Annotated in this window: 24 protein-coding genes; 7 read left to right on the forward strand and 17 right to left on the reverse strand. The window is 36.4% G+C overall.

The annotated features are described in order from the left end of the window. Positions 1-7: 7 nt before the first annotated feature. Positions 8-340: a gliding motility protein GldC gene (gldC, locus tag DKG77_RS13775; RefSeq protein ID WP_109664099.1), complete on the reverse strand. Its 333-nt coding sequence runs from the start codon at positions 338-340 to the stop codon at positions 8-10. Continuing rightward, positions 341-1330 carry a gliding motility lipoprotein GldB gene (gene gldB / locus DKG77_RS13780; RefSeq protein WP_109664101.1) on the reverse strand — a complete coding sequence of 330 codons (990 nt, stop codon included), beginning with the start codon at positions 1328-1330 and terminating at the stop codon, positions 341-343. Between the two features lie 66 nt (positions 1331-1396). Between gldB and nadE the strand changes: the two genes are divergently transcribed. Next, positions 1397-2185: an NAD(+) synthase gene (nadE, locus tag DKG77_RS13785; protein ID WP_109664104.1), complete on the forward strand. Its 789-nt coding sequence runs from the start codon at positions 1397-1399 to the stop codon at positions 2183-2185. 157 nt (positions 2186-2342) lie between these two features. Then, a complete protein-coding gene (locus DKG77_RS13790; protein WP_109664107.1) occupies positions 2343-2972 on the forward strand; it encodes a response regulator in 630 nt (209 codons plus the stop codon). Positions 2973-3025: 53 nt separating this feature from the next. Here the strand turns inward: DKG77_RS13790 and dnaG are convergent, their stop codons facing one another. Then, positions 3026-4999 carry a DNA primase gene (dnaG, locus tag DKG77_RS13795; protein ID WP_109664109.1) on the reverse strand — a complete coding sequence of 658 codons (1974 nt, stop codon included), beginning with the start codon at positions 4997-4999 and terminating at the stop codon, positions 3026-3028. 334 nt (positions 5000-5333) lie between these two features. Here dnaG and DKG77_RS13800 point away from each other — a divergent pair, with 334 nt between their 5' ends. Both DKG77_RS13800 and DKG77_RS13805 read left to right on the forward strand, forming a co-directional pair. After that, a complete protein-coding gene (locus DKG77_RS13800; RefSeq protein WP_109664112.1) occupies positions 5334-5684 on the forward strand; it encodes a 7(1) septoil knot domain-containing protein in 351 nt (116 codons plus the stop codon). Between the two features lie 73 nt (positions 5685-5757). Next, entirely contained in the window at positions 5758-5997 is a 240-nt protein-coding gene (locus DKG77_RS13805; RefSeq protein ID WP_109664114.1) for a zinc-ribbon domain-containing protein, read from the forward strand. 82 nt (positions 5998-6079) lie between these two features. On the opposite strand, the gene DKG77_RS13810 is transcribed toward DKG77_RS13805, so the two are convergent. From DKG77_RS13810 to DKG77_RS13825, 4 genes are all read right to left on the reverse strand, one after another. Further along, positions 6080-7150 (reverse strand): hypothetical protein, encoded by a 1071-nt coding sequence (locus tag DKG77_RS13810; protein WP_109664117.1) that lies wholly within the window; start codon positions 7148-7150, stop codon positions 6080-6082. A gap of 93 nt (positions 7151-7243) precedes the next feature. Continuing rightward, complete coding sequence (locus tag DKG77_RS13815; protein ID WP_109664120.1) at positions 7244-7972, reverse strand: hypothetical protein; 729 nt, start codon at positions 7970-7972, stop codon at positions 7244-7246. A gap of 10 nt (positions 7973-7982) precedes the next feature. Then, positions 7983-8552: an RNA polymerase sigma factor gene (locus tag DKG77_RS13820; protein ID WP_109664123.1), complete on the reverse strand. Its 570-nt coding sequence runs from the start codon at positions 8550-8552 to the stop codon at positions 7983-7985. 132 nt (positions 8553-8684) lie between these two features. Next, positions 8685-9662: a polyprenyl synthetase family protein gene (locus tag DKG77_RS13825; protein WP_109664126.1), complete on the reverse strand. Its 978-nt coding sequence runs from the start codon at positions 9660-9662 to the stop codon at positions 8685-8687. Positions 9663-9859: 197 nt separating this feature from the next. Between DKG77_RS13825 and DKG77_RS13830 the strand changes: the two genes are divergently transcribed. Beyond that, the gene (locus DKG77_RS13830; RefSeq protein ID WP_109664128.1) at positions 9860-10264 is read left to right on the forward strand and encodes an META domain-containing protein; all 405 of its coding nucleotides are present in this window, start codon (positions 9860-9862) and stop codon (positions 10262-10264) included. Positions 10265-10296: 32 nt separating this feature from the next. On the opposite strand, the gene rlmN is transcribed toward DKG77_RS13830, so the two are convergent. From rlmN to rsgA, 8 genes are all read right to left on the reverse strand, one after another. Then, positions 10297-11337 carry a dual-specificity RNA methyltransferase RlmN gene (gene rlmN / locus DKG77_RS13835; protein WP_109664131.1) on the reverse strand — a complete coding sequence of 347 codons (1041 nt, stop codon included), beginning with the start codon at positions 11335-11337 and terminating at the stop codon, positions 10297-10299. Between the two features lie 81 nt (positions 11338-11418). Next, positions 11419-12468, reverse strand: a complete 1050-nt coding sequence (gene queA / locus DKG77_RS13840) for a tRNA preQ1(34) S-adenosylmethionine ribosyltransferase-isomerase QueA (RefSeq protein WP_109664134.1) — start codon at positions 12466-12468, stop codon at positions 11419-11421. Positions 12469-12557: 89 nt separating this feature from the next. Then, positions 12558-13787, reverse strand: coding sequence for a 3-phosphoshikimate 1-carboxyvinyltransferase (aroA, locus tag DKG77_RS13845; RefSeq protein ID WP_109664137.1), 1230 nt, complete (start codon positions 13785-13787; stop codon positions 12558-12560). Between the two features lie 52 nt (positions 13788-13839). Then, positions 13840-14166: a nucleotide pyrophosphohydrolase gene (locus DKG77_RS13850; RefSeq protein ID WP_109664139.1), complete on the reverse strand. Its 327-nt coding sequence runs from the start codon at positions 14164-14166 to the stop codon at positions 13840-13842. A 3-nt stretch (positions 14167-14169) separates the two neighbouring features. After that, positions 14170-16179, reverse strand: a complete 2010-nt coding sequence (locus DKG77_RS13855) for a transglutaminase domain-containing protein (protein ID WP_109664142.1) — start codon at positions 16177-16179, stop codon at positions 14170-14172. Positions 16180-16181: 2 nt separating this feature from the next. Continuing rightward, a complete protein-coding gene (locus DKG77_RS13860) occupies positions 16182-18080 on the reverse strand; it encodes a DUF3857 domain-containing protein (RefSeq protein ID WP_165819400.1) in 1899 nt (632 codons plus the stop codon). Between the two features lie 80 nt (positions 18081-18160). Next, positions 18161-18613 (reverse strand): D-aminoacyl-tRNA deacylase, encoded by a 453-nt coding sequence (dtd, locus tag DKG77_RS13865; RefSeq protein WP_109664147.1) that lies wholly within the window; start codon positions 18611-18613, stop codon positions 18161-18163. A 12-nt stretch (positions 18614-18625) separates the two neighbouring features. Beyond that, positions 18626-19570 carry a ribosome small subunit-dependent GTPase A gene (gene rsgA / locus DKG77_RS13870; RefSeq protein WP_109664150.1) on the reverse strand — a complete coding sequence of 315 codons (945 nt, stop codon included), beginning with the start codon at positions 19568-19570 and terminating at the stop codon, positions 18626-18628. Between the two features lie 95 nt (positions 19571-19665). Here rsgA and DKG77_RS13875 point away from each other — a divergent pair, with 95 nt between their 5' ends. Together DKG77_RS13875 and DKG77_RS13880 are read left to right on the forward strand one after the other, a co-directional pair. Continuing rightward, positions 19666-20106 (forward strand): hypothetical protein, encoded by a 441-nt coding sequence (locus DKG77_RS13875; protein ID WP_109664151.1) that lies wholly within the window; start codon positions 19666-19668, stop codon positions 20104-20106. A 118-nt stretch (positions 20107-20224) separates the two neighbouring features. Then, entirely contained in the window at positions 20225-20665 is a 441-nt protein-coding gene (locus DKG77_RS13880; protein ID WP_109664152.1) for a hypothetical protein, read from the forward strand. Positions 20666-20734: 69 nt separating this feature from the next. Here the strand turns inward: DKG77_RS13880 and DKG77_RS13885 are convergent, their stop codons facing one another. Both DKG77_RS13885 and DKG77_RS13890 read right to left on the reverse strand, forming a co-directional pair. Beyond that, positions 20735-21409: a head GIN domain-containing protein gene (locus tag DKG77_RS13885; RefSeq protein ID WP_109664409.1), complete on the reverse strand. Its 675-nt coding sequence runs from the start codon at positions 21407-21409 to the stop codon at positions 20735-20737. A gap of 137 nt (positions 21410-21546) precedes the next feature. Continuing rightward, complete coding sequence (locus tag DKG77_RS13890) at positions 21547-22629, reverse strand: bifunctional 3-deoxy-7-phosphoheptulonate synthase/chorismate mutase type II (protein ID WP_109664153.1); 1083 nt, start codon at positions 22627-22629, stop codon at positions 21547-21549. Between the last annotated feature and the right edge of the window lie 3 nt (positions 22630-22632).

Raw genomic sequence — 22632 nt, forward strand, 5'->3', positions numbered from 1 at the left:
AGAAAGCCTATTTCAACTCTAACTTCTCTGCAAAATAATCGCAAAAATCTTTCATGGTGGCAGTCATTTTTTCATCTTGGGTGGCTTTCATAAATGTATCTGCCATAGTTACCAATGTTTGATGAAAAAAAATTTTCATATCGTCCACGGGCATGTCCTTGGTCCACAAATCTATCTTCAAAGATTCCCTGTTCTTGCTATCCCAAACGGACAACATCATGGCCTTGGCCTCCTCATTCTCTATACCGCCATCCTGGGCAGACCAGTTTAATTCTTCCGGAACTCGGTTTTCATCAAGTCCAACGGTTAATTTTATTTCTGAAGTATGTGCTATTGCCATCTATTTTCTTGGTTTGTAATTTGATTTTTTAAAAATTTCATCGCCAGGCAGGTTCAAAAGTTGTTGTAATGTAAGGTTGTTCTTTTCCATAAAGGCCCTGACCATCTGCCATCCTATATACCTTCCAAGTCTTCCTGGAGATTCACTATCTAGTTCTAATTGAAATTTGGAAAAGGGTGCAGGCTCCAAAAATCTTCGGTCCAGTTTAGCATCTGTACTATATAGCAATTCTTTTTCTACAAAATAGCGCCAAATCTGTTCCTCGTTGTTTGTGGCCCACTCCATCTCTTCATTGGTATATCCTATCTTCTGAGCATCAGAAGTTAAGGGAAGTACCTTATCTTTTATGTATAGTTCTTTTCCATAATACACCATTCTTGCAATAAAAGATCTATCTCGTGGATATTTCAGCACTTTCTTTGCAATAGCGCTTGCAACATCAGAAGTTAGATATTGTTTGTCCAGTCCCGCAGCAATGTAACGTTGAATACTTTTATAAAAATGGTGATCGGTACCTAAATAATTATCTAAACCTAACAATAGCAATGTATCTGTCAGAATTACACGATTGTTATAGCCCACATCGGATGTGACCGTTACCACTTTCGGTGTTACGAACTTTGGAAAATAATAGGTCACATGCTTAAAAAGTGACTCTAAATCTTTTTTTTCCTGTTCAAAACTGCCAAAAGTTTTGTCAACCTCATCGGACAACTCAACTTGAATAGTGTCTGTGAGTTTGGCAATCCAGATACTATCTTCGAATTGCTCTGGAAATAAATAGGGGTATTTGGACTTTAAAGTAGGAATAGTTTCTGCCGATGCGGAAGCAAACTCTCGATCAAACCGGATTACATCTAGGTCAATCTGTATTTTGGAGACCTCTTCTGCTGTTTTGTCCGGTTGTTTGCATCCATTAAGGAAAAGTATTGTCAAAAAAACTGCTCCACCAAATGTGTATATATCAAAGTATTTCAACAACCTCTTCATTTTTAGCACTACAGCGTTTAAATTTACAGGGCACAAAGGTAATTTATTGAATCTAAAAAGTAATACATGCAAACTGAAAAGGTGATAGAACATATTGTAAGTTGGTTGAAGGACTATGCGACCAATGCAAATAGCAAAGGATTTGTAATAGGGGTGTCTGGAGGAATAGATTCTGCTGTTACTTCGACCCTCTGTGCCAAGACAGGGCTAGACCTTTTATGTTTAGAGATGCCCATTCATCAAGGAAAAAATCAAGTAACCAGAGCAGATAAACATATTGAATGGTTAATGAACAACTTTTCCAATGTAAATAGGCAACATGTTAATCTAACTCCAGTATTTGATAGTTTGGTCTCTGCTTTGCCTAGTGTACAAAACGAAGAAGATAGATTTATGTCCTTGGCAAATACCAGAGCAAGGCTAAGAATGACAACACTATACTATTTTGCCGCGTTAAATGGGTATTTAGTAGCGGGCACAGGAAACAAGGTGGAAGATTTTGGTGTAGGTTTTTATACTAAGTACGGTGATGGCGGAGTAGATTTGAGCCCTATTGCCGACCTTTTAAAAACCGAAGTCTACGATGTTGGAAAAGTACTGGGTGTTAATCAGGATATCATGGAAGCTGCCCCTACAGATGGGCTGTGGGGAGATAGCAGAACAGATGAAGATCAGATAGGCGCTTCCTATCCAGAGCTTGAATGGGCCATGAAAATGGATGATAATAAAAAAACTATAGAAGATTTTTCTGACAGAGAAAGAGAAGTATTCACCATATATAAAAAGTTTAATACTGCTAACAAGCATAAGATGATTCCTATACCCATTTGTGAAATTCCTGCTCGCCTAAAATGACCTTTTGACCCATAAAACCCAGCTTAAGACGAAAAAAACCCCAGAAATTCTAAGGTTTTAAGAAAAAAATTACAGTTTTACGTCATCAAATCGTTAACTTGCTCGCTACGCCGCGTAAGTAATTAATTACTAAACAAACGAATAAAACTCAAACCAAATGATAAAAGTATTAATAGCTGACAATCATCCCATAGTTCGGTTAGGCATTAAACAAGTCCTTGAAGCTAGTTCAGATATTGAGGTCATTGCTGATGTTTCAACTACTTCTCAACTATTTGATATGTTGGATAAAGTTACCCCGGATGTAGTAATGCTCGAGATGGACATTCCAGAGATAAACGGTATTGCTACGCTAAGAAAGCTAAAGCAAGAATTCCCTAACGTAAAATCACTAATGTATAGTGGACAATCTGAAGATGTTTATGCATTAAGCACTATTCGCGCAGGAGCGTTTGGTTATCTATCCAAAACTGCGGACCTTGACTACATTATCTCCGCTGTAAGAAAAGTGAGTGAAGGCAACATGTTCATAACAAACGAATTGGCCCAGCGTTTAGCTTTTGATGAAGGCACACAAAAACCACGAAGATTCTTTAGAAAATTATCTTCTAGAGAAGTAGAAGTTTTAAAACTATTGGCTAGCGGAAAGAGAAACAAGGAGGTTGCTGAAGGTCTAAACTTAAATGAAAAAACTGTCAGCACTTACAAAGCACGTTTAATGAAAAAATTAAATGTGGATAATTTGGTGGATTTATTACAACAGGCAAAAGCTTTGGAACTGTATTAGAATAACCAGTACAAACTGTTGAAAATCCCGAGCATTTGTTCGGGATTTTTATGTTAAGAAAGCACCCTGTTTAATTTGGCATTCAACAATTTGTTCAACTGCAGGTAATTAACAATTTCTTCCAAAACCTCAGAGTTATCGTCCGTGCTGCCTTCAGTGCGTTTTTGTAGTTTTTCAATTCGGTTTTTGATTAGGTAACAACGCAATGTGAGTATGGTTTCACCCACTAATTGCGCAACACCATGTCCTTTACCTTTAGGATAGATATCTTTTCTGGCCCAATCATCCAACTTATATTTTTCTTCTTCCATTAAGATCGAAGATACTTCCCTTATCATCTCCTGGTCCAAATTGGATAAAAAGGTATTTACCGTAAACTCTTCACTTTCATTTAAATCTTCTATAAGCCTATAATAGATTGTCCTAAACTGTTCATTGGTAAGTTCAATTTCATCTTCTTGAAGGTCTAGATACACTTTTTCGTAAACTTTGGCCTCAACAATTTCTGGTTCCAACACCAAATCGCCTTCTTCATTTTCTTTTAAAACCAAATCCTCAAATTCCTGTTTCTGGCTTCCATACAAGAGGAGCATTTCAATGATTTTTCGCTCCAATTCAAACTGCACATCCACCTTTTCAACAACCTGATTGTTTTTTACAACTTGAAAGGCCCTTTGTTCTTGTTTAAGTTTTTTGTTCGAATCTGTAGCTCCTTTTTTATCTATTTGAGCCAGCGTGTTGTACAGTACTTCTTCAGAAATCTGCATTATTTTGGCACATTCCTGTATATAGATTTCCTTCTTTATTTGATCAGGTATTTTACTAATACTGTTTACAATATCTCTGACCGTATCTGCCCTTTTTATTGGATCATTAGCAGCTTCTTCAGCTAAAAGGGAAGTTTTAAACTGAATAAAATCCTTGGCATTTTCCTCTAAATAAAGAACCAAGTCCTCATAGGTGTTGCTTTTGGCAAAACTATCTGGGTCCTCACCTTCCGGAAAAGTACAGACTTTTACATTCATGCCTTGCTCCAAAATCAAATCTATCCCCCTAAGAGAGGCCCTAAGACCCGCTGCATCTCCATCAAAAAGTACAGTGATGTTTTTTGTAAGTCTATTGATCAACCTTATTTGTTCTGGAGTAAGTGCCGTTCCACTAGAAGCAACCACATTTTCTACCCCTCGCTGATGCAATTGTATGACATCTGTATATCCTTCTACCAAAAAGCAATTATCCTCCTTAGCAATTGCCTGCTTAGCATAGTAGATTCCATACAGCACCTTGCTTTTATGATAAATATCGCTCTCAGGAGAATTTAAATATTTGGCAGCTTTTTTATCACTGGTTAGAATTCTTCCTCCAAAACCCAGAACCCTGCCGCTCATAGAATGGATTGGAAACAACACGCGGCCTTTAAAACGGTCAAACTTTCTAGATTCCCTGCCTGTTTGATCTTTAACTATGGTTAATCCCGTTTTTTCTAAAAATTCAAGTTGATAACCTTTCTCCAACGCTGCATTGGTGAAGGCATCCCATTCATCCAACCCATAACCTAAATTGAATTTTTTTATAGTGCTGTCCGTAAAGCCACGCTCTTTAAAATACGTTAGACCAATTGCTTTCCCAGGCTCAGTTTCCCACAAGGTTTCAGTAAAATACTTTTGCGCATATTCAGAGACAAGGTACATGCTTTCCCTTTCATTGGCCTGTTCCTTTTGCTCATCTGACTGTTCTGTCTCCTCAAGCTCAATGTTATACTTTTTAGCCAAATACCTTATGGCCTCGGGATAGGTAAAATGCTCATGCTCCATTAAAAATGCAACAACATTGCCTCCTTTTCCGCTACTAAAGTCTTTCCAAATCTGCTTTACTGGCGATACCATAAAACTTGGGGTGCGTTCATCAGAAAACGGACTTAACCCTTTAAAATTAGAACCTGCTTTCTTCAACTGTACAAAATCGCCAATTACCTCCTCTAAACGAGCGGTTTCATATACTTGGTCTATGGTAGTTTTTGAAATCAATGTAATGCTTTAAATAGCCTTTAAAGGTAGCTAAAAAACGAAAAAATCACCGAAATGAATCATCCATCACATGAAAATCGATATTCATCAAATTAACAACATAGCTAATCAACCGAAAAACTACTTTGCAAATACTATGATCCAATGATTTGGAAAAGTGGTCAGGTAATATTTATAACCCAAGTTCCTGTAATTGAATCTATCTGGCTTTTGGCAAAAATTGTTAAGGGAGGTAATTCCGCAAAAAATGAATATGGGTCAAGTCCAAAAGTCGATGATATTGTAAGCCAGTAATCCAATCATCTATACATAACGATTTAATCAATAAAAATAAATGACTCATTCTAAATCAAAAAAGGTATTCGTTTTTCTACCTGTTTTGTTGTTAATGGGAAATGCTTGGGCGCAAAAAGTTTACACTGTTGATGCTTTCCACAAGGCGGATGTCAAAGTATACAGGGTAGATGCTGCTTACAAAGCTGATCTTTGGGTATTCAAGGTCGACGCGGATTATAAAGTACTTGGAAATAAAGGTAGGTGGTACTTTACAGATGTTGATTATAAAGCGGATAAGAAAATTTTCTTTGTGGACGCGGATTACAAAGCAGATGTGAAAATTTACTTCACCAACGCAGATTACAAAGCAGGATGGAATAAAAAAACAACCAGGTTTTGGTTTGATTAGTCGGCTCAGGCAAAAATAGGTTTGAATCAAATATTTTTCTGATTTTTGACTCGAAACATAAGACAACTCAAAAATGATTTTGTTTTTCGGAACCAAAACAGGAAAAAAGGAAACCAAGGCGTTGCGCAATACTATCTGTAGATATTGCTCACAGATGGGAACCTTAACAGCAGTTTCTCAACCAAATTATTTTCACCTATTTTGGATTCCACTATTTAAAATAAGTGTATCCCGGTATGCCGAATGCTCGCACTGCAGGAGGGTATATTACAAAGAAGATTTTACTCCAGAAATGAAAAAGGAACTAGGTTGATTCAATGCCTTTACAAATTAGCAAAATACCTCCCTTTTTATTTAATGACATTCTAGATGACAGGGAGGTATTTTTGACTGGTCTACAGATCGAACCGAAAGCCCAAGGAAATATTATTCTGTTCTACAACAGCGTCTTTAAATATAGGGTTCAAATCATACTTCACGTATAAAAGTATTCCATCAAAACCTACATATCCACTTAAACCATAAATTAAGTCGCTTGTATTATAATCCCTTTTGAATTTGTCCTTTACCTGCTCTCCATCCCTACTGTACTTCAATTTTTGACGGGTACCAAGGTTAAACCCTCCATAACCACCAAAACCTATCCTAAATTGGTTTTGAATGGAATACCTAAAACTCTTTTCAGTTTTACGCAGTCTAGAAGGACCAAACTCCAAATGAACGGGAAATACAAGATTATCCATTCGAAGTTTAGATTTGTCCAGCTCAAACTCAAACTCCTCCAATGTCGTTTGATCTCCGTTCTGTACAAAAATTTGGTTGTCGTCGGGCTTTAATCCGTTAAACTGGAACGAAAAACCATAATGTAATCGCATCCAATTAGATTGTTTAAAAACCCGTGTCCGCCATTGCCAGCCCATTTCAAAAAACCTGCTTCCCCCAACCTTATATGGCGAATCATCTAAAGATTGCCCCTCAATTATGGCATTATTCAACCCAATGGCAAAGACAAAATCTGAATACGTACGCCTATCATATTTAATCTCCTTTTTCCATTCACGCGACCGGAAAGAAAAAGCGGGTCTCCCATCAATATCAATTCCCAGTCGAACGCCTTCGTGCGTAATCGTATCTGTCTCCACTATGGCAAGTGCATCTCCTTGATTTCTCTCTAATAACAATATTTGGTTTTCAACGATTGCAATTCTATTTTCAATATTCTTGGCTCTTTTTTTTGCTACCTCCGCCTTAAGGAGTTTAGCTTCTTCAGGTGATAAATCTCCCTTACCAAGACGCCTGTTTATATCCTTAACTTCAAATTTTAGCGCATCTTTTTCTTGTTGGGTTATCTTTTCCTTTTGAGCTTTTAGTATTTCTATTTTTCGCTCATACTTTTCTTGCCCAACTACCTGATGAGAAAGAAATAATAGAAAAAGTGTTGCCAAATAAAGTGTAATTGTTCTCATGATGTTCTTTGATTTTTTCTCCCTTCTAACCTCCCTACCCGACTGTTATCGGGATAGGGAAACTAAAAAAGGCTTTCTGATTGATGAATATTTTTAATTGTTTCGGTCGGCCACAGCTGTTCTTAATTTTGAGTAGCCATCTTTAAGTGCATCAAAAATTTGATCCCTAAATGAATCATCCAGTTCAATCTCAACTTCTGACAGCAATGCCATGGCATCTACAGAGCTGCTTTCTGTAAACAACTGTTCCGTGATAATTTGTCGTTGTGCGGCTCTTAAAAGTGAATCTATCTCAGCATCGGTCACTTCAGCATTTGTGTTTTCCAAAAACTCCACCTGGGCCACTACTTGATTTACTTTCTGAGCTATTAAATCGTTGGGTTCTTTTAAAAAACTGTCTTGCAATGGCTCTTTTACAGTCTCTTCCGCCACTTCTGTCTGTAAGGGCAATGCCTGCAACTTTAAGTCATTGGTTTTTTCTTGAGTTCTATTATTGTATGCCTTTTCTACAATGCCCGGTTTATTAAGTTCAACATTCTGAAAATTGATCTTGCCCTCTTCGGTAAGTGCCTCTTCCTGTTTTCTATTATGCTCTTCTACAACTTGAATGGTACTTTCCTTGGGTTCTTCTGATTTAAAAAAGAATATTGAAACCAAAACAATACCTACAAAACTAGCGGCAATGGCATATAAATACCAACCTTTTTGATTTGGTTTCTCTTTCACTGGAATTTGCGCAGAAACCCTGTCCCATGCTCCTGCTGAAGGCGAAATTTTTCGCTCCTCCAATCTTTCTTTTATATGTTTCTCCAATTTCTCCATTATAATTTCTTTAATCCCCAGATTTAATTCTAGGTGACATTCCCTTTAGGGTCAAATTTTCCTGAAGCATTTTTCTGGCTTTGAACAACTGTGATTTTGAGGTCCCTTCAGAAATTTTCAACATTTTGGCAATCTCTTGGTGTTTATAGCCTTCTATTGCATACAGTAAAAAAACCATTTTATATCCTTCAGGAAGTTTATCTATTAATTGTTGTACGTATTCCACATCCAATAATGTGCTACTTCCTTCTATTTCTTTTGGCTGAGATTCATACACCTCATCATCGTAGACCACAAATTGTCTTTTGCGTAAATAAGAAATACTTTCTCGAACCATGATTTTTCTGATCCATCCTTCAAAACTTCCTTTGTGCTGAAAGGATTTTAAATTTTGAAAGACCTTGACAAACCCATTTACCATTATATCTTCTGCAAACTGAAGATCCTTGATGTATTGCCTACAAACCCCCAGCATTTTAGGTGAAAACTTTTCATACAAGAGTTTTTGTGCCTGCTGGTCACCAGCAATGGCTTTTTTGATCAAAAGCTTATCATTTGTATGCAAAGAGATAATCTTCAAAAGTGGTTCTCGGTTTGTTTTCTATAAAGATAGACGTGACAAAACCTAAAAGGGTTGTCTAGGGAAGTATTTTTTTATGAAGATTCATATTACATGCCCAAACAGGCACTTAAAAGAATGGAGATGGAAAATTTACTTTTTACGCTCTACTACATAGTTTACCATAAGTGTAAGGGCGCTTTTATATTCTGAATCTGGGTAATTTTCCAGTAATGCCAGAGCTTCATCTTTAAAGGAAATCATTTTGGTCACAGCGTAATCCAATCCGCCTTTTTCCTTTACGTAAGCAATTACCTCCTTAACCCTTGTTTTATTCTTGTTATGTTTTTTAATTGAGTTGATCAACCATTGTTTTTTTTCTTTGTCACTCTCATTTAGTGCGTAAATCAATGGAAGCGTCATTTTTTGTTCCTTAATGTCTATTCCCGTTGGCTTCCCAATCTTTTCCGCTCCATAGTCAAAAAGGTCATCTTTAATCTGAAAGGCCATTCCACAAAGCTCTCCAAATTTCCTAAAAGTTTCTACATCTTCAGAATCTGGTTTAACGGAGCATGCACCCATGCTGCAACAGGCTGCGATAAGGGTAGCCGTTTTTTGACGGATGATATCATAATACACATCTTCGGTAATATCTAAAAGGCGTGCTTTTTCTATCTGCAGCAATTCCCCTTCGCTCATGTCCTTTACTGCATTGGAAATAATATGCAAAAGATCATAATCCTTGTTTTCCAAAGCAACCAAAACACCTTTTGAAAAAAGAAAATCACCTACCAAAACTGCAATTTTGTTTTTCCAAAGAGCATTGATGGAAAAAAAACCCCTTCTTTTATGACTGTCGTCCACCACATCGTCATGTACCAAGCTTGCGGTATGTATGAGTTCAATAATTGAAGCGCCACAATAAGTTCTATCGTTTACAGCGCCGCCATTAATCAATTTGGCAGTAAGAAAAACAAACATTGGGCGCATTTGCTTGCCTTTTCTATTTACGATGTAGTACGTGATTCTATTGAACAATGCCACTTTTGAAGACATGGACTTAAGGAACTTTTCCTCAAAAAGTTCCATTTCATGTTCAATGGGCTCTCTTATTTGCGAAACTACCTTCAATGGAATTTAGCCTTTGATTAATTTGGTTTTCAATGTCTAAAAGTAGGGAAAATGCCAGAGTTCACCCTTGGAAGTTTCAAGTTTTAAGATAGTAGTACAAAACCATCGACAATCTGCAATATAGAGCTGCTTCTTCAATGGTTAATACATAACGCAACTTTGACTTAAGTTTTACATCTGTGAATTAAAGAAAGAAGATGAAATTTAAATCAATCTTATTTGTTGGGTTTTTCATATGTATTTTAAGCTGTGGAAATAGTGACGATAATTTTTTAACAACATTAGAAGGAGAATATGAGGGAACATTTACTGTAGAATATCAAAATGACCAAACGTTCTCAAATCCAGTAGAAGTTTCTTTCGGCGGAGGAGAATTTTCAAGTTCAACAGGACCCAACAGATTTCCAGCTGGCGGAAGCGGTGCTTATGAAGTGGAAAATAATACTATTCAATTTACAGATAAAAATATATGGACTGCCGATTTTGATTGGAACTTAATCTTAAACGGCACATACAACTATACCATAAATGAGAATACATTGACCTTGTCTGCCAATAAAAATGATGTTGGGGTTTATAAATATGTATTGAAAAAGAAATAAGGCTATTACCAGCAAATGACCTATTCTATAAACTAACTCTTATTGGCAAGTTGCCCGCAGGCAGCGTCAATATCCTTGCCACGAGACCTTCTTACGGTTACCGTAATTCCGTTTTTCTCTAAAGTGTTCTGGTACATCTCCACAGCAACGTTTGAAGCTTGTTGAAATTCGCCATCATCAATAGGATTATACTCTATTAAATTAACTTTTGAAGGGGCAAACTTGCAAAACTTGACCAAAGCATCGGCAGCTTCTTGTGTATCGTTTATTCCTTCCCACACCACATATTCATAGGTTATCCTGTTTTTGGTCTTGCTATACCAATACTGGAGTGCTTCCCGTAAATCTTTTAATGGAAAAGTGGCATTAAAAGGCATTATGGATGTTCTAACCTCATCTATTGCCGAGTGCAAAGAGACCGCCAAGCCAAACTTTACCTCCTCATCTGCCATCTTTTTAATGATTTTGGGAACTCCAGAGGTAGAAACTATGATTCGCTTAGGTGACATCCCAAGCCCTTCGGGCGATGTTATTTTCTCGATTGCCTTAAGTACATTGTTGTAGTTCATTAGGGGCTCTCCCATGCCCATGAAAACAATATTGCTCAAAGGCCTATCAAAATACAATCGGCTTTCATTGTCAATGGCCACGACCTGATCATAAATCTCATCAGGATTCAGGTTTCTCATTCTTTTTAAACGTGCTGTGGCACAAAATCTACAATCTAAACTACATCCAACTTGACTAGAGACACAGGCAGTGGTTCTTGTTGCTGTTGGAATCAAAACAGATTCAACAACTAGGTCATCATGAAGTCTTACCGCATTTTTAATGGTGCCATCACTACTGCGCTGCATTTGATCTACCTTAATATGGTTGATGACAAAGTTAGCCTCCAACATATTCCTGGTTTCTTTAGAAATATTGGTCATGGAATCAAAAGAATGTGCAGACTTTTGCCATAACCACTCATAAACCTGATTGCCACGAAAAGCCTTATCTCCTTCTTTTACGAAAAAATCCCGTAACTGTTCTTTGGTAAGCGCCCTTATGTCCTTCTTTTTAATCTCCACTTGTTAAAGATAGTCAAGAAAAAATCCCGCTGATTCATTTATCAATCAAGCGGGACTTATCTTGTTTTAAACTTTTATGTTTTAGATGACCAACATTGCATCTCCGTAGGAATAAAAACGATATCCTTCCAAGATTGCTTGCTTATAGGCCTTTTTCATAAGATCATGTCCAATAAATGCAGAAACCATCATCAAAAGCGTGGATTTTGGCAAATGGAAATTAGTAATCATACAGTTTGCAATACTAAAATCATATGGGGGGAATATAAATTTATTCGTCCACCCTTCAAAAGTATTCAACGTATGTCCTGATGAAACTGCGCTTTCCAAGCCTCTCATTACCGTTGTACCCACAGCACAAATACGCTTTTTATTTTCCTTTGCGTTGTTTATGATTTCTGTGGCCTTTTCATCAATAACCAACTCTTCGCTATCCATTTTATGTTTGGACAAATCTTCCACTTCAACCGGGTTGAATGTCCCCAATCCAACATGCAGGGTAACTTCGGCAAAGTTAATACCCTTTATTTCAAGTCTTTTTAGCAAATGCTTGGAAAAATGCAATCCTGCTGTTGGCGCTGCCACTGCACCTTCGTGCTTTGCATAAATGGTTTGATATCTTTCTTCATCCTCTGGCTCAACACCGCGTTTAATATATTTTGGTAGAGGTGTTTCCCCAAGCTCACGTAATTTTCTTCTAAAATCAGTATAGGAACCATCATAAAGAAAACGCAAGGTTCTTCCTCTAGAGGTAGTATTATCAATTACTTCTGCCACCAAACTCTCATCTTCCCCAAAATACAATTTGTTGCCTATTCTTATTTTTCTTGCTGGATCAACCAAAACATCCCAAAGGCGTTGTTCTTGGTTCAATTCACGCAGTAAAAAAACTTCAATCCGAGCACCTGTCTTTTCCTTATTCCCATAAAGTCTTGCCGGAAATACCTTTGTATTGTTCAAGGCCATTACATCTCCTTCATCAAAATAATCAATAAGATCTTTGAACATTTTGTGTTCAATTTTTCCAGTTTCTCTATGGATTACCATAAGTTTGGATTCATCCCTATTCTCTGCGGGATATTCTGCCAATAATTCTTTAGGTAATTCAAAGTTGAAGTTTGATAATTTCATGTAGACTTGTTTAGGATTTTTTTTTTAAAGATGGCAAATATACAATCTCGAGATAGGGGATGTCAAGTAATTTGGTGATTAAATGCGAATTACATTTCAATGATATCAAATCCAAGTGTTCCCAAGTCTTTCCAGAAGTCTGGATAAGATTTTGAAACCACGCCCGCATCATTTATGATCAGTTTGGTTTTTAGGGCCAAAGGACCAAACGCCATGGCCATTCTATGATCGTTGTAGGTATCAATGGAAACTCCTGACTTCATTTGTTCTAAAGCATGTAACGTCAGACTTTCCGCATCAATATCAACTTGAGCTCCCAATTTTTCCAATTCTGTCTTCATTGCAGCCAACCTGTCTGTTTCCTTAATGGGCAACGTATGCAAACCGGAAAGATGGCACCCTATATTAAGGCCCAAACAAGTAACTGAGATAGTTTGTGCCGTATCTGGAGCATTGGACAAGTCATAGGTGACAGTTGCCAATTTACTATTGGCAGCCTTTGTAATTGTTATCTGATTTTCTGAAAAAGAGGTTTCAACTCCAAAATCTTTATAAATCTCGGACAATACACTATCCCCTTGTAAAGAATTCTTCTTATAAGAAGACAATTGAATTTTAGTGCCAACATCTGATAATGCAACAATACTATAGAAATAGCTTGCAGAACTCCAATCCGATTCCACTACTAAAGTTGTATCCTTAACTTCATTTTTTGGTTTAATCTTTATTGAGTTTCCTTCAAATTGTGTGTTTACTCCTATTTGGTCTAGAAGTGCCAATGTCATTTTAATATATGGAACTGAGGTAATTTTTCCAACAAGCTCCAATTCCAGTCCATTTTCAAGGCTTGGTGCTATTAGCAATAAAGCAGATATATATTGACTACTTATATTGGCAGGCAAGGAAACCTTACTTCTGTTTAGTTTTTTACCTGTTATTTTTATAGGTGGATATCCTTGTTCTTTTACGTATGCAATTTCTGCTCCCAAATCTGTTAGCGCTTCTACCAACACTTTAATGGGCCGTTCCTGCATGCGTTTGGACCCTGTTAAAACCACTTCTTTTCCCTCTTGCGAGGCAAAATACGCCGTAAGAAATCGCATAGCCGTGCCTGCATGGTGTATATCGACTTCTCCTGTTGATTTTTTCAATCCTTTTTGCATGACTTCCCCATCATCTGAATTGGACAGGTTTTCAATGGTTATATTTGGAAAAAGAGCTTGCAATAACAGTGACCTATTGGTCTCGCTTTTGGAGCCTGTAATTTTTATGGTCTTGTTTATTACTTTTTCTTGAAGGTAGGAAAGTTGGAGTTTCAAACGTTGAATTCTTTATTGGTTATCCTTAAAAAAATAAAAGCTCAAATATAGTTTATTTGAGCTTTTCATTATTCTGATGACGGTGATGGTCCCGTTTCGCCTTTAAATCCAATTTTTTATCAAAAGCTTCCTGCAAATCTATGCCTGTTTGGTTGGAAAGACAGAGTACCACAAAGAGCACATCTGCCAGTTCTTCCCCTAAATCCTTTACTTTATCTGATTCTTTTTCACTTTGTTCCCCATATCTTCTTGCAATGATTCTGGCAACTTCTCCAACTTCTTCGGTTAATTGTGCCATGTTCGTCAATTCATTAAAGTAGCGAACTCCATGCTTTTTAATCCATTCGTCGACTGCTTTTTGGGCGTTTTGGATGTCCATAACCTATATTTTGGACAAAACTACTTTTTCTGATTGTTTTAGCACCATATTTTTATAATACTCTTTTAAAGCATCATAATAATCTGAAGGGAAAAGTGCAGTTGTAAATTCTGTTGAAACACTCACCCTAATCTGATTTTCTTGAGATACTATTTTAAACTTAAACGTTCCAGCTTGGTTAGGTAATTGAACTATGGCATTTTCTGGTAATGACTCTATTTGGTATCCTTCCGGAATAGATAAATTAATCATGTATTTTTTTTGCCTAGGAAAAGTAAAATCAATCGGATATTCTCTTTTATCCATTTTAAATGGATTATTTGTCTGCGCTAAAAAAAGCATTGGTCTAAAATATATCTTATCGCCCAAGAATTCACATTGATTTTCTTTACTAAACTCACAAGTCTCAACTACCGGTTTTGAAAATTCATCTTTGTTCTTAATGTTAAAGGAGGAGATTTCCATTTCTCCATAACTATTTTCAAGTTCTTCCAAGTAAGTTTCTTCATCTGTATTGTCCAAAACATCTCTAAAAGATAACGCTAGTTGATTAGAGTACTGTGTTCTTCTTCTACCTTCAACAGAACCATCAGTGTTAATTCTTGCGTTCATATAATGCAATTCCTTTGAAGGTTCCTTCGGAATTAAATCAACTTGGGCAGAACTTCCATCCTTGCGAACAAGTCGCCCCATCCAGTTTAATACCCTATTAGGAAGAATACCCGGAGAAGTGTTTTCTTCTGTAGCATCAAAAAGAATAACATTATCCATTACTTCGACTCCTGAAATAACATAGTTAAATCCATCGGTAGTTGGAAAAAGTGGAATACCATGTGATCTAGTGCTTACCAATACTGGATTGGCTTTTAATCCCGCATATCTAAACATTGCCGTAAGCATTAAATTTATTTCGGCTACATTACCTGTACCTTCTTTATAAGCTTTCTTAATCCCTTGGCTACAAGTAACCCCTACATATTTATCCCATGTCATTTTCGATTTCACGAACTCAAAAATTAACATAGCTTTTTCTGCATCATCGGTTTTGCCCATAATTATTTTATCAACTTCTTCTTCAAAATAATTTGTCTTCTTTAATTCTGGTCCAAAATTGTCAGACTCATATATTGATTTTGCCACTCCTTCCCAGCTTAAACTATAGTTTTTATAGGGTCTGTTTGGAAATTGAGTGGAAGCTAGCTCAAACTTTATTGCTGCTCTGTAATTGTCTATATTATTGGTATATATTTCTTCTTTTAACGACGGAAGGTTGCTAGCATTGACTTCATACATATTTTCATAGAAATCCAATGTTCCATTTTTGCGTGAAGTTTTTATTGATCGACCAGATGGATCATCTTCTGATCTATATGATACGCTTATAGACCTGCTCCCTCTCGATTCATTCAGTTTTATAGGGTAAAACCCTTTGCTATGCCTTTTAAAAACAAAATATTGTGGTATGTTTAAGTTTAAATGCACATTGTTTACAGGAATGGCATATTGAAATCTAAAATCATCCATGTGCCAATAAAGAGGTGAGTTAACTCTAAACTGAATATCCAAAACGCTTCCTTCTTTGACCTCGGGCATAGTAATGGATGCTTTGTTCCTATATTTATTTATTTTCTCCACAAAAACACCATCTTTTTTGAGTTTCTCGCTCACTATTTTTTCATCAACTATATTAAAAGTGAAACCTTTTACGCTAGAAATTTTTTCTTCATCAGATCCCGATATGTACAGAGGAACCTGAAGGGTTGCCCAATCAAGGCCTTCTTTACTATAAATTTTAATTCTGTAATGAGCCTCTTTGATAATGGACCAACCCCTCTCATAATCGTAATTGTAAACAACCCTTTCCTTTTTATAAAGAATTGCTGCATTAGCATCAGGTTCAAGCGGGTGTTGTGTTTCTGAGATTTCTTCCTTAGAAACTTTTCCAAATTTGAAGTCGTTGGCATGAACAAAATAAATACTGATGAATAAGAGTAAAAAAAGCTTTGTTTTCATATTTACATTTTGGTTAGGACAATTCTAGAGTTGTCATACCTGGCAATCTGTTTCCGAAAGTTTCTGTACAACTCATAATCTTCTTTTGAATATTTTCCCGATTTAATCAAGAGTTTTCTATTATACTGGAGTATACCATGCTCTTTATGTTCCATGACAATTTTATAGCTTCCAAATTTTGTTTCCAGGCTAACTGGTTGAATTAATGTCTCTGGCTCAAAATTTTCAGGTAGGTGTATAGTAAATTCATCCTCATCCAAATAGCCGCGAGCTATTATTAGATCTCTTTTTCGGTTTCTACATCTTTCTGGTACTGCTAGGTTTCTATTTGATATATTCGGGGCAAAAAGCAATTTTCCCTCAACAGATGACATATAATTTTCTGCACTTATTTCAAGTTCCTCTTCAAACACAATATTTTCTTTATCATTTTTGAAATTAATCTTCCCCAATGACAAATCATTTATGTAATCCCAGTATTCTTTATAATATTCTTCTTGTTCAATTTTGGATTTAGATTGATTTCTGTACTTATAATTGTACTGAGTTCCTTTTGATAATATGTTTATGCTACCTGTCACCTTACCCTCAATATCCGCAAAGTATTCTGCCTTAGTAAGTTGGTGATTCTCATTGTCCAGATAAGTTTTTGTCTTCACAATTTCCCCGCCAGATGGAGTGACCCTTAGCACATTTCTATTATCTGTAAACGTCCCTAAGTGATTTACAGGGGTTATTTGGCTTGTACATTCCAACCAAATATCATTTTCTTCTTCAAGAGGAATATTTAAAAAGGCGTGATTTCCTTGCATAACAGGAAAATCTGGATCAAAATCCCGCTTCTGAGAACCTGCATACACTACAGTATAATAAGAATCAATCCCTACAGATTTTAACAATGCCATTGTATAATTTGTAAGTCCTTTACAATCCCCATATTTAACTCTATCCACCTCGGAAGCGCTAATGGGCATCCATCCGCCTATTCCCAATTGTACACTTATGTATCGGGTATTATCTTGTACAAAGTTGTAGACTTTTCTTATTTTTTCTTTGGGGTCGTCAACTCCTTTTACCAAGCTATTTACTTTTTCTATAGTATGTGGGTCTAGAGCATCTTGGCCAACTAATAATTCATCATAGATCCATTTGCCAAATTCTTTCCAAGTTTCTGCAGTTCCGTCGACTCCTTCTAAATGAAATTTATCAAGTGCAATTTTAACTGTTGGAGAAAACTCATTTAAAGATGGGGATAAAGGTTCTTTCTTTAATGCCTTAATATAAGCAGCACTATAATTTCTTCTGTTGCCTGTTTTATTCACTTCTATGGAATGTTCTTCCAGATTGGATTCCTTATACCTAACTGCTATTGCAGATTCAGTACTAAAAGTAAAATCACTTTTTTCCGTGCTTACCCTATATCCATCTACAAAGTTCCATTTAGGAATAAAAGCTGTGTTAGGGGTTGCGTATTCCTTATTAAACTCAACAGTGTATGGATACTCTGTAGGAGTGTATCTCATAAACAAAACTCTAGAATCCGAATAAAGCGTACCTCCGCTTACAGCACTCTGATCAAAAAAATCTTTCTTTTTGATTTTCTTTATCTCTTCTCCCTGTTTGTTATAAATCTTGGCTTCCAACCCAGTAATTTTATCACTCTTGTCATAAAACGCAAAGGCATGTATATATCTATCGCCATTCTCATTTAAAACTGTAACTACTCTTTTGGAAGAAACGACCATCAAATTTCGAGCTTTAATTACAACTGACATTTGATTTAATCTAACGACAGCATCTGCATTTTTAAGGAGTTCTTCAGGTATGCTATTATAACCAAAGTCCTGTGAAAACGAAAAGTGTGTGCTTAAAAAGAGAAGAATAAAAGTAAGAAAACGCATTAAGGTTGGTCGGTTAAATTGTATACTACTAAAATGATACATTTCTTACAAAAGAAAAAACCAAAATCGTTAAAAGACTATTATTCTCTTTGTTTTGTATCAATTAGTATAGTTACCGGACCATCATTCACTATATCAACTTTCATATCTGCTCCAAATACACCAGTCCCTACTTTTTTGCCTAAGTTTTGCTCCATATTACGAACGAAACTCTCATAAATAGGGATTGCAATTTCGGGTTTTGATGCTTTAATATATGAAGGTCTATTTCCCTTTTTTGTAAGGGCATGCAAGGTGAATTGGCTTACAACAATTATGTTACCCTCTACATCTAGAACAGAACGGTTCATAATATCTTCGTTATCATTAAAGATACGGAGGTTCACTATCTTGTTGGATAACCATGTTATATCTTCATTGTTATCCTCATTCTCAATTCCGAGCAACACAAGAAGTCCATTTCCTATTTCCGAAATTACTTGGCTATCCACCGTGACACTTGCTCTGGAAACTCTCTGTATAACTGCCCTCAATTATAATCCATTTTATTTATAAATATCAACACGATAGTTCTCTTCTTCGCCTGTAATCATTTGCACATAACTGCGATACCTGCTCCATGATACCTCTTCATTTTCCAACGCATCTTTAATGGCACATTTTGGTTCATCTAAATGTAAACAGTTATTGAACTTGCATTCGGATTTCAATTTAAAAAACTCAGGAAAATAATTCCCTATCTCATGCTTTTCCATATCAACAATACCAAATCCTTTAATGCCGGGAGTATCTATAATTCTTGCATTAAAAGAGAGATCGTACATTTCAGCAAAAGTAGTGGTATGCTGCCCCTGCAAATGCTGTTCTGAAATTTCGGCCGTCTTGAGTTTTAGTCCAGGTTCCAATGCATTGACCAAAGTAGATTTTCCCACACCAGAATGCCCAGCGAACATACTTGTCTTGTCTATCATCAACTCTTTGACCTTGTCCACGTTCTTTCCTTCTTTGGCCGCTATATCCAAACAATGATAACCTATCCGCCTGTAAAGCTTTATTAAATAGTCAACTTCCACCATTTGGTCATCATCATATACATCCATCTTATTGAACAGTAATACCACGGGAATTTCATAAGCTTCGGCAGTAACTAAAAACCTGTCGATAAAACTGGTAAACGTTGGTGGATTGTTCAAAGTGATCAACAAAAAAACTTGATCCAAATTCGCGGCTATAATATGTGTCTGTTTGGAAAGGTTTACAGATTTACGTATGATATAATTCTTTCTATCACCTATCTCCGAAATTACTGCAACCGTTTCATCTCCAATTTTTTCTAATTCAAACACCACATTATCTCCCACAGCGACTGGATTGGTGCTCTTTATACCCTTTATACGGAACTTGCCTTTAATACGGCATTCATAAAAACTACCATCTTCCGATTTAACGGTATACCAGCTTCCAGTAGATTTATAGACTGTTCCCTTCACTATTTGTTAATATTTTAATTGCAAAGAAACAATAATCCTCTAATTGATACGTATATATCTTTGACAGTACAATAATCTAAATAATCAATTACAACATGAAAAAACTATTATTTATCGCAATCATTGCATTCGCCTCAACTTTTGAAATGAATGCACAGCAGTTCAAAGTTATTACCAGTGTGGAGTCTATTGTCCCTAATGGTCTAGGTCGTTCAAGAATTGTAAATGCGCTTGAAGATAAGGATTACAGAGAGTACACAAGTGTACAAACTGATGATGACAACACCAGAAACAAATCTAAGCGTGGAGAAATTCGTGTAAAAAACTTTGAAGAAACCAAATTGTTGAACTTTTACAATATTGGTGGAATCCGTTTCCAGAACATTGCTGCCAATGATGCCTTACTTACATCCATGATCAATGACATGGTCGCCAATGGTTGGGAGCTTGCCTTTGTAACCAGTGCTGTTGAAAGCGAAGGTGGAAAAGGTGACGGGAAAGGTATTTTTATTACAAGATATATTTTCAAGAAATAAGAATCTTACATTTCTTAAGTATAAAAGCCCTTTGATAATTCAAAGGGTTTTTTGTTTGCCCAAATGCAACCCTTTGTGGATTACAATTGTCTTTCAAGTATAGTAAAGATAATATATCATGAAGAAAAAATTATTAGTTGCCAGTTTGGTGTTAATGTCAAGTTTGAGTCTTAGCGCACAGGAGTTCAAAGTTATAACCAGTGTAGAATCTATTGTGCCTAATGGATTGGGCAGATCTAGAATCATTAATGCTCTGGAAGACAAAGATTATAAAGAATACACCAGTGTCCAAACCAAAGATGACAACACAAGGAACAAATCTAAAAGAGGTAATATTAGGGTAAAGAATTTTGAGGAAACCAAATTGTTGAACTTTTACAATATTGGTGGAATCCGTTTCCAGAACATTGCTGCCAATGATGCCTTATTAACCTCTATGATCAATGATATGGTCGCCAATGGTTGGGAGCTGGCGTTTGTAACCAGTGCTGTAGAAAGTGATGCAGGAGATGAAGATGGACAGGGAATCTTTATAACTAGGTATATTTTTAAGAAGTAAAGCTCTTGGAAAATTAAAAAGCCCAGTGCGAAAACAATCGTACTGGACTTTTAATTATTCTTGTATTTACTAGTCTACAATATAGACTCTTCCTCCTACAAAAGTATTTTTGTAAACCTTTTTGGGTTTTCCGTATACATGGACATCACCTCCTGCTTTGATGTTGATATCCACTTCTTCTGATGCAAAAATATCTGCTTCGCCCCCTGCAGAAACCTTGATGTCTGTAGTGGCTGTTCTCAAATCCCTTCCGTCAAAAATTCCTCCCGTGTTTAAAACAATGCTTTGATTTTGTGCTAACCCAGTAGCTTGGACAATACCCCCCGTCACTGCTCTAATTTCCGCATATTCCACATCCATTCCAATATGGATTTTTGCGCCTTCTTGTGCCCTAAGCTCAATCTTGTTTTTCTTGACCAGTTCGTTACACGTGATCTTAGCTCCTTCATTTCCATCGATAACATCCAAATTGGTATAAAACACCTCGATCAATGTATCCTCACCCAAGAATTTTTTGTCCAATTGCATGCGCAGTTTTAACACACCATCTTTATTCATCCAAACAATATCGTCCACATTCCTCCCCTTTATGGTAATCCTGTTATCATCTGATTGAATAAGGTTTACTTCTATTAGATCAAAAACTTTGATTTTATTAAAATCGCCTACTTCAGTATCTATCATTTGTTGTGAGAAAACAGCGGTGGCAATTAGAGAAAGGCCAAGAGAAAATAATTTTTTCATGATTATGGTGTTTTGACTTTTTAAAAGATGAACTTTTTTGGAAACTGTTACACTTTTTAATATAAAAATGCCATTTGAAACAAAATGATCTCTCATTAGCTCCAAAATGGCATTGTTGTGTAGCTCTTAAGGAGGGTTTAAGCGTTTATTATCTTCTCTTGGTGATTAATGGATTCTTGGTGAATTGCCTTGAACATTCTTAGAACAAACTCTTCACTAAGTCCTTGAGATTCTCCTTCTAAAATCATTTTCCCCAAAATAGCATTCCATCTATTGGTTTGTAACACCGCCACATTCTTTTGTTTTTTAAGCGTTCCTATGCCACCAGAAACTTTCATTCTTTTTCCAAGGATATCGATTATTTGATTGTCAATCACATCAATTTGTGCTCTTAGGTTGCTCAATTTGCTGTTGTACTCCGCTTCTTCATCTGTTTCTTTTCTAATGCGAAGGTCATTCATGATCTGCATCAATCTTTCTGGGGTAACTTGCTGCGCCGCATCACTCCAAGCATTATCTGGATCATGGTGCGTTTCAATCATTAATCCATCAAAGTTCAAGTCCAAAGCGGTTTGAGATACATCAAAAATCATATCACGTTTTCCCGTAATGTGGCTAGGGTCATTTATTATAGGTAAATCTGGAAACTTTGATTGCAGCTCGATTGCCATTTGCCATTCTGGAATGTTTCTATATTTAGTCTTCTCATACGTAGAAAACCCTCTATGGATAACCCCTAAGTTTTTTATATCTGCCGAATACAAGCGTTCAACGGCGCCCAACCATAAAGAGAGATCAGGATTTACCGGGTTTTTTATCAAGACAATTTTGTCTGTACCTTCTAAGGCATCCGCAATTTCTTGAACAATAAAAGGACTTACGGTTGAACGTGCCCCAATCCACAACAAGTCCACGTCATGTTCTAATGCAAGATCTACATGGGCTCTATTTGCAACTTCTGTAGCAGTTTTTAATCCGGTTTCTTCTTTTACTTTCTGTAACCACTTTAGGCCAATGGCACCTACACCTTCAAAATTACCTGGACGTGTTCTTGGTTTCCAAATACCTGCTCGGTAATAGTTGACATCGGTATCTTTTAAATCATGGGCTATCTTCAACACCTGATCTTCGGTCTCGGCACTGCATGGACCCGCTATAACCAAAGGATGCGGTAAGTCCATATCATTCAACCATGTTCTCATTTCCTTATTGTTTTCCATAAT

The sequence above is a fragment of the Flagellimonas aquimarina genome (assembly GCF_003149745.1).
GTDB lineage: Bacteria > Bacteroidota > Bacteroidia > Flavobacteriales > Flavobacteriaceae > Flagellimonas > Flagellimonas aquimarina.